Annotated in this window: 8 protein-coding genes, 1 tRNA gene and 1 pseudogene; 6 read left to right on the top strand and 4 right to left on the bottom strand. The window is 46.0% G+C overall.

What is annotated here, in order from left to right; genetic code table 11:
• Positions 1-182: hypothetical protein (locus RLO19_RS28315; RefSeq protein WP_446360721.1), on the top strand; the 182-nt coding region annotated here is incomplete at its 5' end.
• 340 nt (positions 183-522) lie between these two features.
• Here RLO19_RS28315 and RLO19_RS28310 read toward each other — a convergent pair.
• Complete coding sequence (locus RLO19_RS28310; protein WP_446360719.1) at positions 523-4,404, bottom strand: DUF2157 domain-containing protein; 3,882 nt, start codon at positions 4,402-4,404, stop codon at positions 523-525.
• Positions 4,405-4,759: 355 nt separating this feature from the next.
• Between RLO19_RS28310 and RLO19_RS28305 the strand changes: the two genes are divergently transcribed.
• The 5 genes and pseudogenes from RLO19_RS28305 to RLO19_RS28285 all read left to right on the top strand — a co-directional run bounded on the left by RLO19_RS28305 (position 4,760) and on the right by RLO19_RS28285 (position 8,943).
• Positions 4,760-5,206, top strand: a complete 447-nt coding sequence (locus RLO19_RS28305; RefSeq protein WP_446360717.1) for an NADAR family protein — start codon at positions 4,760-4,762, stop codon at positions 5,204-5,206.
• Between the two features lie 74 nt (positions 5,207-5,280).
• Positions 5,281-5,367: transfer RNA gene (locus RLO19_RS28300), tRNA-OTHER, on the top strand.
• Positions 5,368-5,537: 170 nt separating this feature from the next.
• Positions 5,538-6,443 carry a Dam family site-specific DNA-(adenine-N6)-methyltransferase gene (locus RLO19_RS28295; RefSeq protein ID WP_446360715.1) on the top strand — a complete coding sequence of 302 codons (906 nt, stop codon included), beginning with the start codon at positions 5,538-5,540 and terminating at the stop codon, positions 6,441-6,443.
• A 4-nt stretch (positions 6,444-6,447) separates the two neighbouring features.
• Positions 6,448-6,561: pseudogene (locus RLO19_RS28290) on the top strand (HNH endonuclease); the annotation flags it as partial.
• A gap of 273 nt (positions 6,562-6,834) precedes the next feature.
• Entirely contained in the window at positions 6,835-8,943 is a 2,109-nt protein-coding gene (locus RLO19_RS28285; RefSeq protein WP_446360714.1) for an S-layer homology domain-containing protein, read from the top strand.
• 208 nt (positions 8,944-9,151) lie between these two features.
• On the opposite strand, the gene RLO19_RS28280 is transcribed toward RLO19_RS28285, so the two are convergent.
• The 3 genes from RLO19_RS28280 to RLO19_RS28270 all read right to left on the bottom strand — a co-directional run bounded on the left by RLO19_RS28280 (position 9,152) and on the right by RLO19_RS28270 (position 13,913).
• Positions 9,152-10,798, bottom strand: coding sequence for an acetolactate synthase large subunit (locus RLO19_RS28280; protein WP_446360713.1), 1,647 nt, complete (start codon positions 10,796-10,798; stop codon positions 9,152-9,154).
• Between the two features lie 231 nt (positions 10,799-11,029).
• Positions 11,030-12,394, bottom strand: coding sequence for an NAD-dependent succinate-semialdehyde dehydrogenase (locus RLO19_RS28275; protein ID WP_446360711.1), 1,365 nt, complete (start codon positions 12,392-12,394; stop codon positions 11,030-11,032).
• A gap of 283 nt (positions 12,395-12,677) precedes the next feature.
• A complete protein-coding gene (locus RLO19_RS28270) occupies positions 12,678-13,913 on the bottom strand; it encodes an RNA-guided endonuclease InsQ/TnpB family protein (protein ID WP_446360710.1) in 1,236 nt (411 codons plus the stop codon).
• Positions 13,914-14,079 lie beyond the last annotated feature (166 nt).

Raw genomic sequence — 14,079 nt, 5'->3', positions numbered from 1 at the left:
CTTGTATTTACATTACCACAATAGTAGAACGTTATCCGAATTATTTGACTGGCGAATTTATTCGCTACCTAGACGGTTCGCTCGGTTTCATCTCCCAGCTAAAGAGCGTGGGAGCCTTCACCCATCGCTTGAACGGTAAAGCCTTTTTGCCTGTGCAAATCTTGCCACCTGTTTATCCGTAATTTTTATAGAAGAACGCTTAAAGTTCAATCGTTAAAGGTTAGACAATTAACCCTCAAACCATAAAGGTTAACGATCGATAAAATCCAGGGTGTTGGTTGTAGGTTCCATAAAACCTTGAGGTTTCCACCTGGCTGAGTGGTCAGCATTTCATTAGTCACTCCCTTGTGTCACCGGAATTCTAACACTTTTCACAGGCAGTCTAGAAACCTGGGTCGGGGCGGGTGCGAGTTACTTATGGATGTAACCGAAAAGATAATCGTGAAACCCGCCCCTACACAATCAATAATCAAACTGACCCAGCTAAAAGACTTGCCATGGCACGTCTGGAACAACCCCTGCTTATTCCCATTCTCGCCACTGGTTCGCCCAGTTTTGGAAAATGCCCAGAATTTGCTCCCGTCGCTGTTCAAAGTTAGCGGCAATGCTAATAAAAATGATGCCAGCGATTAAGCCAATGACCCATTTGGAAAAGGGATAACGAAAACTCAGAACAACTAACTGGTAAAATACCGTGAGGACAAATGTTGCCGTGCCAACCATTAAAAATGCTCGAATTCGCAGTCCTAATCCGGCAAATATGGCAACCACGCTAATTATTCCCGGAATGAGTCCAGTCTCTTGATGGAAAAATAACGCGGCTAAACAAATGATGCTACTACCCAGTAAGCGGAGATAATGACGAGTTTGTCGTTTTCGGGAGAGTCTTAATTCTGGATCAATTTGGGCAGTGTAGAGGCAAGATCCGCCAATTATGGCAGCATACCACAAGGGTTCAGTGATCTGTAGATTAACTAAAACCCGCCAGATTGCCCAATCAACGAAAAATAGACTCAAATATGTCCAGCGTAAATTAGACTGGCGGTTGGCAACCCAGGCATAAAACCCAGCAACTGCCAGTAAATTAATCGAAGATAGGGTTTGATAATTGAGGCAAACTGTTAGCAGAGGAGATATTATGGCGTAATGTTGCCAAGGTTTATCGTTCCATCCCCAGCGTCGCCAGGGAAGTTGAAAAAGAGCGATCGCGAATAAACAAGCCATTACCCCTCTCCAAGGGTCAAATATGCTCAACTGTGTCCATGCCAAACGTGCATAAACACCTGTGGCGGCGACTTGGGTTAATCCGGCGTATATCCAGAGGTTAGCAGATGAGGCAAAAAACTGGCGTTGTTGTCCTCTTGTACGCCCCTGTAATAACGCATAGATAGCCAGTATCCAACTGATGGCAAGTCCGATTGTTCTCAGGTTTGGTGTTGTGAATACAGACATTCCAGCCGCTAGCACCATCAGGAAACTGGCAATTGCCCAGTGAATGTGTGCGGTGATTTTAATTTCAGTGATACTGAGGTTGAAAACTGTGGAACGATCGCGCGATCGCAAAAACCAAGCCAACACTCGATAAATAACCGCGATCGCAGCCGCGACACCGCCTAAAATAGTAAAGCCATCTGCCGGATTTCCCCCATCCGCTTGCAGCATCTGGTAAATCACCAATTCATACCAAGCAATAGAAATACCCGCTAGGGAAAGATAGGTGATCCCTTTCCAGGGAAGACGGCGACGCCCTACGCCTATCCCGGTTAATGCCGCACCGAGAGTGAGTAACCCAGTATAAGGGGTGAAATATGTCCAACGTAAACCAATGCCAATCAGGGCATAAATTAAGGGTAAAATTTCCAGTGCATCCCTAGACGCGCCATGGCGCGTCTCTACGGGTTCCCCTGTGTCCCCCTCTAAACGGGCAAACCACCAATCTGTAAGGAATAGTGTTAAAAGTGCCAGGATAATGTTAGCGGTGGCTAGGGTTAAGGATGAACCATTTTGTAAGACAATGGTATCTGCGATCGCTAATTCAATTGCCCAACTGATGCCGTAAACACCAAAGTCAGTGAACGATCGCCAACAGCGAAAACAAATAGCACCGCCAATTAAAATTGAGGCGGTTAAGTATTGCCAACTCGATGGAATCAGTTCTATGTAACTCTGGGTACTGTGTAGCGTCAGAAATCCTAATTCTGTACCAGACAGGGCAATTGCCCATCCATCCGAGGCTTGGGCGTACAATGTGGCTAAACCGCCAGACTGGGGAATTAAACTAGCCCGTAGCAGCCATAATCCGAGAATTGCGATCGCGCCAGCCAAATACCAATCGGCGACGGATAGGGGGGGTAATCCGGGAATTCCTTGCCAAAGCCATGCAGCCAAAAAGCTGAGGGCAAATCCAATCGCGATCGCGGCGGCTACAGTTTGGCGTAAATAGCGGCTATTGAGGAACATTAAAACCGTGGCAATCCCTAAGCCTATCAGTCTACTTTGCGGTATGAATAGGGTTAGCCCCTGGGCAAGAAATAACGCGATCGCACTCCACGAAGCAGCCTGAATGCGCCGCGATCGCTGAGTAAGACTGGCAACTCCAGTTAAGGTTAATGGGGTGAGTAACCATAAAAGTCCCCAAGGGTGCATGGGAAATCCCTCCCCAGCCAGTAAAACATAACTAATTCCAGCGAGGACAAAACCAATGTGCCAACAACTGCGATACCAGATTTGTTTGGGAACAGGAGATGGGGGATTTGCTTCTACGGTTTGCCCTTCCTGCCTTATACTTAGACTCCATTCTCCTACCATTAGCGCCAACAATAAACTTGCCCAGAGGGGTTCGCTGATAGTCCCAAACCATCCCTCGATAAACGAACACAGGGTTAATAATCCGGCGATATGGGTAAGATAAACCAGAGGAATACGCAGAGGAGGGCGGCGATGGGTAACAATAGCAAGGGTTATGGTGGAGAGTAAGAGATTGAGCGATCGCGTCGTCGGATTCAGGGTACTGATTACCGTTAACATCACACCCAATCCTAATGTGAGTCCTTCCCCAAAACGGGCTAATTTAGGGTTCGACTGACGATACAGCCAATCTGTCAAGCCCACCCAGAAAATAACGTAGGGAAACAGGGCGACACCCCACCAAGCTTCGACGACTAAACCAAACTGTTGAGAGAGGAATGTAATTACATCTTCTCGTACCGCCAACGGGATTAATCGCCATAGTAAAAACAGCGTCTGCAAACCAATAATAAAAATGGCAGCTAAATCCCGACGTCGCCGAGAATACTGTAAGCGCTGGGCGAAAAACAAAATAGTCAACCCGCTAACCGCCGTGGCTTGCCAGGGAATTGCTTCTCCTACTGAAACTACCCAACCCATCAGCAATAACCCGCCACCAATTCCATCCCAGAGTTTTGTACTAAAGGAGGAGACAGACTCCGGTGAGGTTTCCGGGGGTTTTTCCAGTCGCACCAACAACCAACCACAGATTCCCATCGCCAAACCAAGTTGGGCAATTGGCACATTTATCACGAAAATCGCCCGTCCCAACAACACCGTTAGGGCATAAATCACCACTAAACTGCCTGTAGGGGCATGATTAGGCACAGATGGGGAAGCGCGGGGGGATGGAGGGGCACAGGGGAGGAAAATTGCGGTTCCGATGACACCTAAATAAACAGCGACTAATGGAACCTCTGCCCAATTCCAACCCCAGTGTAGATAACTCAACCATAAAATTAGAGAAGCGCGGGAGGTAAGCCGGAATGAGTTGGTTTGAATAGATTGATTGATAACCGTAATCCCGGTTAAGCTTAACGCCGCCACCCCAACAACAATCCATTCCCAGGGATGACGCCATAACCCAAAGCTATCCATTGCCCAAAAATTAACCGGGACTAAAAGTAGGGCAATCAGTTGCAAGGTTTGAGAGGTTAACTTTAAGTTAGAACGCTTTCCCGCCCAAAGGCTAATGCCCCAAAAGACAACGGTATATGCCCATAACACACCATACTGTCCCGCTGGGGGAAAATTCTGCCATTGAGTTGCGGCGAGGACACCGGAAGAGACAACAACCAGAAAGACACCCAGAAACAGCAGCCAGCGTACACTCAGTTCCTCTTGCCATGACTGCCAGACGCGGGATAAGGGCGACACCGTAGGAACGGGTTCCTCTACCTGAGTTTTCACCTTCCGGGGAGAGGCAACTTGAGGACGAGATGGAAGCGGTGCAATCTCTGGTTGAGGTACGCGACAAGACAGAGAGATTCGACTTAATTGCTTAACTTGGGCATCACTGATTAAACCCAAGCGCAACCAGGTTTCTAGACCTTCGAGTAAGTTTGGATTGGAGGCAGAAACAGTCAGTTCAATTCTCAGAGAACGTGGCGAGGACATAGTTTTCGGGGGTTCGTTCGTAGTAGGCACGCTTCGTGCCAGAAGAAGCGCTGAAGCGCTTACTACAAACAGATTAATTCATCCTAGCATCAGATTTTCCCGTTTTATCGTTCTTGCTCTTTTGACCTAAACTAGAGCTGACATTTTTACAGAAATGTAACTAAATTTTAATCAGTTGATGATTTATGAATCAGGGCAGATTTTGACGTATAAGGTATAAATTATTACTTATGAACCGGATCGCGATCGCGCCTTGCGTGTCCTGACTTCTAAGAGCTTACATACTTAGTACGAGAGGGCGATCGCAAAATTACAAATATTGGACTAAAATAGTACAAAAATACCAATTCAAAGTATGCCTGTCTACTTCTACAGCACCCGCGAAAAACCCTACGGTTGCTTTTCTAACTTCTCTCACCATGGTTTCGAGTTAGATGGTTATTGGTGGGCAACGAGTGAACATTACTTCCAGGCACAGAAATTCGTCGATACGGATCATCCTTGGTTCGACAAAATCCGCGAGGTAAAAACACCCAAGGAAGCTGCCAAAATGGGCAGAAGTCGGGAACATCCTCTCCGTAGCGATTGGGAACAAGTTAAGGATGAAATCATGAAGCGGGGAGTATTGCAAAAGTTTAAAGCAAATGCCGATATCCGCGAGATACTTTTGGCGACAGGAGATGACTTAATTGTGGAAAATTCTCCCATAGATTACTACTGGGGGTGCGGTAAAGACAGCAGTGGTCAAAATAGATTGGGACAGATTTTAGGGGAAGTGCGAGAGATATTGCGTCAAGGATAATTTGACTAAAAATTCTGGTTTAATGCCGAAGAATATCAATTCATTTGACAAAAGTCCGTCAGACACCCTTGAATGGAAGATGCCGCTGGATGGACGGCAAGCGGTCTTGAAAACCGTGGTACGGCAGCGATGTCGTAGGGGTTCAATTCCTCCATCTTCCTCTATCCACCGGAAGCCGAAATAGTGAGGCGCTGTGCTGATAACACAGAGGTAGAAGGGGCAGTACCTTCCCGGTGGATTTTAATCCCTCTGCCAGTGGTAAACTTAATTAGTATAGAGATAGGTATAAATTACTGCTGCAGTGTACTTACGCATTTATCCTTAGATTAAGATGGCTAATCTTCCGCATCCAATCCAGTATCAGGGAAGTAAAAGGAATCTTGCCTCAGACATTCTCAGGTTTCTGCCTAAGAACATAGGAAGGTTAGTCGAGCCATTTTCAGGAACTGCTGCGATTAGTATCGCTGCTGCGGCACGGCAGGTTAGTCAAAACTTTTGGATTAATGATTTGAATCGACCTTTAATTAAGTTACTAGAGTTGATTGTTGAACAGCCTACTCAAATAGCAGATTTCTATACAAAAATATGGAATGAGCAACATGGGAACTCGGTAGAACACTATTATAAGATTAGAGATGAATTTAATAAAACATCTGACCCTTTGTTGTTCCTCTATCTGCTCTCCCGATGTGTAAAAGGTTCTGTCCGATACAATAGCCATGGTTTATTTAATCAAAGCCCAGATAAGCGCAGGAAAGGTACCCGCCCTGAAAAAATGCGACAGAATATTGAAGGAGTTTCTCATTTGCTAAAAAATAAATGTTTATTTACGGCTCTCGATTATAAAGATGTTTTAGCCAAGGTTGACAATACTGATTTTATCTACATGGACCCTCCCTACCAAGGAGTATGTGGGAATAGAGACTCTAGATACTGCTCTGGGATTAGTTTTGATGAGTTTGTTTCCGCTATTGAAGTATTAAACAGAAAAGCAATAAAATTTGCAATTAGTTACGATGGTAAACGAGGTAGTAAAATATTTGGTAATAAACTACCGGAATATCTTGGTCTTAAGAAAATTCAAATCGAGGTGGGACGTTCATCGCAGGCAACACTTTTAGGCAAACAGGAAATAACAGTAGAGTCACTATATTTGTCACCCACTTTACTCGGAGATTGCTCACCCGAAGTAGAAAATTATATTCTTGGATTTCCTAAGCAATTGACTCTTCTATAGCAACATGGATAATTCTCAACAGTTACCTGACGATTTTATAAAAATTTGTCAGTCAGTAACAGCCAAAAGACCTAGAGCGGTTATTGATCACATTATGCAGTATGGCTTTGTAACAACTTCTATGAAAGACTAAAGCAACAAGCTATCAAATTGGATAAAGAGATTCCAGAGTTTGTTAAAGAAATTATTGAAAAAGAGCTTAGACGCCATAGCGATTCATATTAGTACATTTGCTCTTAATGGTGTAAAATCTGAGTCTAGGGAACCGTGAGGCGCTAAATTTCACCCTAATGAAGGATGATTTTTGCCCTGAGTTGAGCCTACCCTGAGAAAGATTCACCATTATCTCAAGTCAATACTCTCATTATTGTTTCGATAGAAAGATTACATTATGGCTCAAACTCTTTACGTTAATCCCGCTACTGGAAACGATAGCGCTGCGGGTAACCAATCTTCTCCCTGGAAAACCCTGTCCAAAGCCCTGCAACAAGCCCAAGCCGATACAACCATCCAACTGGCGGCGGGAACCTATAATGCGACTAGCGGCGAGATTTTCCCACTGCAAGTCCCTTCGGGGGTCAAACTTGTAGGCAATGAAGGGAATAAAGGCAGTGGTATTGTAATTGAAGGAAATGGCGAGTATATTAGTCCCACGCTGGCTAAACAAAATATAACCCTTTTACTGGAAGATACAACAGAAGTGCGCGGTGTCACGGTGACGAATAAAGCCACGCGAGGCACAGGAATTTGGATTGAATCGACTGATCCGACTATCACTAACTGTACCTTCACTCAATGTAATCGGGAAGGTGTTTTAGCCACAGGAACAGCCAAACCTAACGTTGTCAATAATAACTTCATTGATAACGGCGGTAATGGCATATCCTTTACCAAAAATGCTCAAGGTGAAATTAAAAATAATAGTTGCAAAAAAGCAGGGTACGGTATTAGCATTGATGGCAATGCGACGCCGCGAGTTGTAGATAATATCATTACCGAAAACCGTTTCGGAGTGGGAGTTTCTGTAGATGCTAAACCTATCCTGCGAAATAACCGGATTGAAGATAATGAAGAATACGGTATAGCCGTGACAGGCAATGGCGAACCCGACTTAGGTAGCAAAGAAGCTCCAGGTAATAATATTTTTCGCAACAACGGCAAATTCGCCATTCTCAACTCTAGCAAGAATACCCTGGTTTCTTGGGGAAATCAGTTGACGAGTAATCAAGTTAGTGGTTCAGTTAAAATTGAGGGCAGCATCGTCGGTGATAACGGTGATAGCGGTGGAGATGGTGGTAACGGTGATGATGGAAATTCACCACCGGATAGCTTCTCCGATATTCAAAACCACTGGGCAAAACCCTTTATTCAAGGATTACTTGACAAAGGATTAATTAGCGGCTTTAAAGATGGCACATTTAAGCCCGATGAAAAAATGACCCGCGCTCAATATGCGGCACTATTAGTGAAAGCCTTTAATCCCTCGGCTAAACGGAATGGGATAAATTTCACAGATGTTGCCGCTGATTTATGGGCAAAGGATGTAATTCAACAGGCTTATCGGGGCGAATTCCTATCGGGTTTTCCAAAAAATACCTTTAAACCCAATGATAATGTGCAACGGGCGCAAGTGATTGTTTCTTTAGTGAATGGATTGGGGTTATCGGCAAGCGATGGGACGGTGTTGAGTACCTATAGCGATCGCGACGCTATCCCCGATTATGCCAAAGATGAAGTCAACACGGCAACAAAGAAAAAAATGGTGGTGAGTTATCCCAAGACGGAACAACTTAACCCGACAAAAGATGCTACCCGTGCTGAGGTAGCGGCGATGGTGTATCAGGCGCTGGTTGATGCTAATCAGGTGAGTGCAGTTGACTCAGACTATATTGTTAGCGCCAATCCCGATGATAACCAACCTAAAACCTTCCCCGATATCCAAAACCACTGGGCAAAGCCGTTTATTGAAGGATTACTCGACAAAGGCTTAATTAGCGGGTTTGGTGATGGTACATTTAAACCCAATGAAAAAATGACCCGCGCCCAATATGCGGCATTATTGGTTAAAGCCTTTGACCCTGAACCCAAACGGGAAGCCAAGAACTTTCTGGATGTTAGTGACAAGTCTTGGGCAAAGGATGTGATTCAAAAAGCCTATCGCGGCGAATTTCTGTCTGGTTATCCCGGTGATATGTTCCGCCAGGGAGATAATGTCGAACGGGTTCAGGTTCTGGTTTCTTTGGTGAATGGATTAGGATTATCAGAATCCGATGATAATGCCTTAACTGTTTACGAGGATAGCGATGATATTCCTGACTATGGTAAGGAGGAAGTAGTCACAGCAACGAAGAAACAAATTGTGGTAAATCACCCTGATATCAAAAAACTCAATCCGACAAAAGCGGCTACCCGTGGTGAGGTTGCTGCTATGGTTTATCAAGCCTTAGTGGATGCAAATAAAGTGAGTGCGATTAACTCGGATTACATTGTTTCTGCGTAAAGGGGGAAAAAGCATTAACCCGCTTTGGGTTTGAACCCAAGGAACCAAAAGAATTCGTAACGGACAGTATGGTGCTTAGGAATCTGATCATTCTGCCAGAGGCGGAAGGGGAAGCCCTTTGTTTATCCCAAGTCCAGTTGTTAATAGCTATACCTGTCGGGGCACGGCAATGCCGTGCCCCTACTGTCGAAAACGTCAATTGTATGACCTACATTTTGCAACTCAAGTCCCCAGCTTTTTGACTAAAGCGGAGATTTTCGCCATAGTCTACTGGGCAATCAATAACCGTCGGCACATCTTGGCTTAAGGCTTCTTTCAGGGTGGGAATAAACTCCGCCACCGAATTCACCCGATAGCCTTTTAACCCCATACTCTCAGCAAACTTGACAAAATCGGGATTGCCAAATTTAATAAATGCTGAGTCGCCAAATTGATTGTGTTGTTTCCACTCAATCAACCCATAGCCACCATCATTGAAAATCAAGGTGACAAAATTGGTACCGACTCGCAGGGCGGTTTCTAGTTCCTGACAATTCATCATAAAACCGCCATCACCCGTCACGGCGACAACATTCCGATCCGGATGGACTAATTTTGCCGCGATCGCACCCGGCATAGCAATCCCCATCGCCGCAAAGCCATTGGAGATGATACAAGTGTTGGGGCGATCGCAGTGGTAATGGCGTGCCATCCACATTTTATGGGCACCGACATCAGAAATAACGATATCTTCGGGTCCCATCACCTGACGTAAGTCATAGATGAGTTTTTGCGGCTTAATCGGAAACCCCTCATCATTGGCATACTGTTCATAATCCGCCCGAATATCAGAGCGTAATTCCACCGCATGGGGCGTCGCCTTGCCTTCCCGATCCGCTTGTTTCATAATTTCATTCAGCGAATCCGAAATATCCCCAACCACTTCCACCAAAGGAATATAGCTGCTATCAATTTCAGCGTGGGCAGCACCAATGTGAATAATCGGAATCTTGCCGTCTGGATTCCATTTCTTCGGCGAATATTCGATCAGATCGTAACCCACCGCAATCACTAAGTCCGTTTGATCAAAAGCGCAGCTAACGTGATCGCGCTGTTGTAATCCCATAGTCCATAGGGCTAGGGGATGGGTATAGGGAATCACCCCCTTGCCCATAAACGTATTGATCACCGGGATATTCATCCGGGTGGAAAATTCTGTCAGGGCTTGCGCCGCATTGGCGCGAATTGCTCCATTTCCCACTAAGATTAGGGGATTTTTTGCCTTGGAGATGGCAACCGCCGCTTTGCCGATACTCCGGAATGAGGCATAGGTTTTCTCCCGTTCATCTTTAGCCAAGGGTTCACCTGTAACCGGCATGGCGGCAATATTTTCCGGCAGATCAATGTGAACTGCCCCGGGTTTCTCGCTTTGAGCCAGTTTAAATGCCTTCCGCACAATTTCCGAGGTATTACTCGGACGCACAATTTGCGTATTCCACTTGGTTACGGGGGCGAACATTGCCACCAAATCCAAGTATTGGTGGGATTCAATATGCATGCGATCGGTTCCCACCTGTCCCGTAATCGCCACCAGCGGGGCGCCATCTAGGTTGGCGTCAGCTACCCCAGTCATCAAATTGGTTGCCCCAGGTCCTAAAGTAGAAAGGCAGACGCCCGCCTTTCCAGTTAACCGTCCATACAAGTCCGCCATAAAGGCTGCTCCTTGTTCATGGCGGGTGGTAATAAATTGAATGGAAGAGTGCTTGAGTGCTTCTAGCACATGCAAGTTCTCTTCCCCAGGCAATCCAAACACGTATTCGACGCCTTCATTTTCGAGGCATTTGACTAGCATGTCCGCTGTATTCATTTCACCCATCTCAGTTTTCCCTCAACACTCATTGGTTATCTGATGGTTTGTCCGATGTCCTATTTCGTCGCCATTGATGCCTGCTGAAATTCAAGCAGAACAAGTTAGAGGGGGCTAAAGCTAGGACTGGCTGTTAGCTATCCCCGGTAAAGATTCAAGGCTAAGGATTAAAATCCTATTGTTAAAATTCGGTTTTTTTAACAATAGCTTCTACTACTGTCTCCCGTCCATAGTTATTAACTATTTCACCCAAACGGTTTTGATGTTGACAAATTCGTGAATTCCTTGTACTCCTAATTCCCGTCCATAGCCGGAACGCTTAATCCCGCCAAAGGGTAAGCGGGGGTCAGATTTAACTAATCCGTTGATAAAGACAGCCCCGGCTTCAATCTCCTCAATGAGTTGTTGGGCTTCGGTTTCGTCCGCTGTCCACGCACTCGCCCCTAAGCCAAAGGGAATTTCATTTGCTTTAGCAATTGCCGCGTTAATGTCAGGAATTCTAAACAATAACGCCACCGGACCAAAAAATTCTTCGTTATCGGCGGGGGTTCCTGGGGGGAAATCCGCCAAGATGGTGGGGGGGTAAAAATGACCGGGGCGATCTAAAGGTTTACCACCAATCAGAACTTTGGCTCCCCCGGCTATACAAGTTTGTACCAGTTGGTCTAATTCTTGGAGAATGCTGGGCGTTGCCAAAGGTCCAATAGTGGTTGTCTCCTCCATGGGATCGCCCACATTTAGGGCTTTAAATTTTTCAACCAAACGCTTTTCAAACTCATCTGCGATCGCATCGGCTACAATGAAGCGTTTAGCGGCGATACAGGATTGACCATTATTGATCATCCGGGCGGTAACGGCGGTGGAAACGGCGGCGTCTAAGTCGGCGCTTTCTAGGACAATAAATGGATCACTTCCGCCGAGTTCTAGCACTGTTTTCTTCAGGTGTTTCCCAGCGGTAGCGGCTAAAGACGCCCCTGCGGGTTCACTCCCGGTTAAGGTGGCGGCTTTGATCCGCGGATCACTGACAATGGCTTCGACTTGATTGGCGCCAATTAATAAGGTTTGGAATGCCCCTTCGGGAAAACCTGCTTCCTTTATAATGTCCTCAATCGCCAAGGCGCATTGTGGCACATTCGAGGCATGTTTCAAGACACCGACATTCCCCGCCATTAACGCGGGGGCGGCAAAACGCAAGACTTGCCAGAAGGGAAAATTCCACGGCATTACCGCTAGAATGATACCTAAGGGCTGATAGCGGACAAAACTTTGGCTGGCATCCGTGGTAATATATTCATCTGCCAAAAACTTTGCGGCGTTTTCGGCGTAGTAACGGCAAACCAAGGCACATTTTTCCACCTCTGCGATCGCGCTTTTGATGGTTTTGCCCATTTCTAAGGTCATCAGTTTACCGAACTTGACCTTATCCCGTTCCAGAATATCCGCCGCCGCGTTCAGCCATTTAGCCCGTTGCGCCATTGGCGTTTTCCGGTAAGACTCAAACACCTGTTGTGCCAGGGTGAGTTTGGCTTCTATCGACTCATGACTTAGTGGCTCAAAGGTTTTGAGCGTTTCTCCCGTTGCTGGGTTAATTGTGGCGATCCCCATAGCCTTCCTCTTCGACTCCATTACTTGAGATGGAGTTAGCTTTTTCACTCTCAAGTCTACTGCGATGCTGTCTGGTAAAAGACAATACCTTTACATTGCTTTACATTTTAGCAGATGGAGACGGTTGACAGGGGTTTTTCGGGAAAGAATTTTAAGTGACGTCCGGTGATTAAGGCGTCTCTTCTCCTCAACGGAATGCCCAACTCCCCACTGTATCTTAGTTTCAGCCCACAGATTCAGTTTCGCGATCGCGCCGATGCTGCTGGATTTGACACTCCCCCGGTTAAAACGCGGGGGATTCTTTCTTCGCAGGGAGGCAGAGTTTAACGTCTTCTAGGACAGAACCTTTACCCTCAGAAAGCTTACCCACCGTGTGTCCCACGGCTGTCCTACCTCTAATTTCGACTACTTGAGCGGCGGCAACATCCCGATTAGCCGTATACCCGCAATGCTGACACTTGTGTACTCGCTCTCGAAGCTTTTTCTTGCCTGTTTCCTTTAGGCACTTAGGGCAAGTCTGGCTTGTACCAGAAGCGGGTACTTTTTGGAAGTATTTGCCGCGCTTAAAACAGCATTGGGAAAGGATATCTAGGAACTGACCCCACCCCGCATCTAGGCAATGTTTGGCTAAGAAGCCTCTAGCTAATGCTTTGAGGTTGAGTTGTTCAGCAAATATCATATCAGCCCAGTCACAAAGGTTATGGGCTAACTCCCAATGGTAGTTTTTACGGGTGTTTGCTATCCGCTCCTGTAGTCGTGCCACTTTGAGAAGTGCTTTGGCGCGATTGTTTGACCCAAACCGTTTATTAGCTACCTTTTTTTGCAGCGATTTAAGCTTGCTTTCTAGTTGCTTAAACGGCTTTGGATTGGGGAACAATCGCCCATTAGATACGGCGGCAAAATGGCTAATACCGACATCTATCCCTATCGATGTACCCGATGAATTAATCTGGGGTACATCTACTTTCCATTGCCAGGTTAGTTGTACATACCAGCCGGACGCCCGCCTCACAACCCGCGCCTGTTTAATCGCTGCGTCATCGGGAATTGGGCGAGATTGATTGAACTTGACCAGCCCAATTTTGGGTAGCTTGACATACTTCCCCTGAATGGGGGCTACCCCCATTGATGGAAATACGAATGACCGCATCCGACCTGCTTTCTTGTACCGTGGGAACCCCCGCCCATTCTTCCACATCCCTTCAAATGCTAACTGTAGCCGTTTTAGGGTTTGTTGTAGCACTTGCGAGTGTACCTGATTTAATTCAGGGATATTCTTTTTAGCTTGGGTTAGCGCTACTGCTTGAGAATTGTACTTAGGCGCTTCTTTGTCTGCTGGTATGATGTATTCACTTTTAATTGAGCAAGCGTTCACCGGACACTTACGAGAGTTAACCCAATCTTTGCGCTCAGTTAAAGCGTAGTTGTATACTCTACGGCATTGCTCTAGCCATTCCTTAAAAATGGCTATTTGGGCGCTAGTTGGTTTTAGTTTAAACTCGTAAATTAAAGTAAACATTTGCAACGGCCCCTGCCATGTATCTAACACTCATTATACTACACTACTGTTTGAGTGTTGTCAGGATAGATTAGACTCGCAACTAAAGTTGCTCTGCTGAACGCAACGCTTAAGTTTCATCCCCTGGTTAAAACGCCGTCGTTTTCACCATCGCTATCTTATAACG

Source organism: Coleofasciculus sp. G2-EDA-02, assembly GCF_040226375.1.
Lineage (GTDB): Bacteria > Cyanobacteriota > Cyanobacteriia > Cyanobacteriales > Coleofasciculaceae > Coleofasciculus.
The sequence above is the reverse complement of the archived record's forward strand: the minus strand, read 5'-3'. Positions and strand labels throughout refer to the sequence as shown.

What these genes read in the sequence shown, in the direction of transcription:
- RLO19_RS28310 (WP_446360719.1), bottom strand. Translation starts at nt 4,404, where the DNA reads ATGTCCTCGCCACGTTCTCTGAGAATTGAACTGACTGTTTCTGCCTCC.
- RLO19_RS28305 (WP_446360717.1), top strand. Translation starts at nt 4,760, where the DNA reads ATGCCTGTCTACTTCTACAGCACCCGCGAAAAACCCTACGGTTGCTTT.
- RLO19_RS28295 (WP_446360715.1), top strand. Translation starts at nt 5,538, where the DNA reads ATGGCTAATCTTCCGCATCCAATCCAGTATCAGGGAAGTAAAAGGAAT.
- RLO19_RS28285 (WP_446360714.1), top strand. Translation starts at nt 6,835, where the DNA reads ATGGCTCAAACTCTTTACGTTAATCCCGCTACTGGAAACGATAGCGCT.
- RLO19_RS28280 (WP_446360713.1), bottom strand. Translation starts at nt 10,798, where the DNA reads ATGGGTGAAATGAATACAGCGGACATGCTAGTCAAATGCCTCGAAAAT.
- RLO19_RS28275 (WP_446360711.1), bottom strand. Translation starts at nt 12,394, where the DNA reads ATGGGGATCGCCACAATTAACCCAGCAACGGGAGAAACGCTCAAAACC.
- RLO19_RS28270 (WP_446360710.1), bottom strand. Translation starts at nt 13,913, where the DNA reads ATGTTTACTTTAATTTACGAGTTTAAACTAAAACCAACTAGCGCCCAA.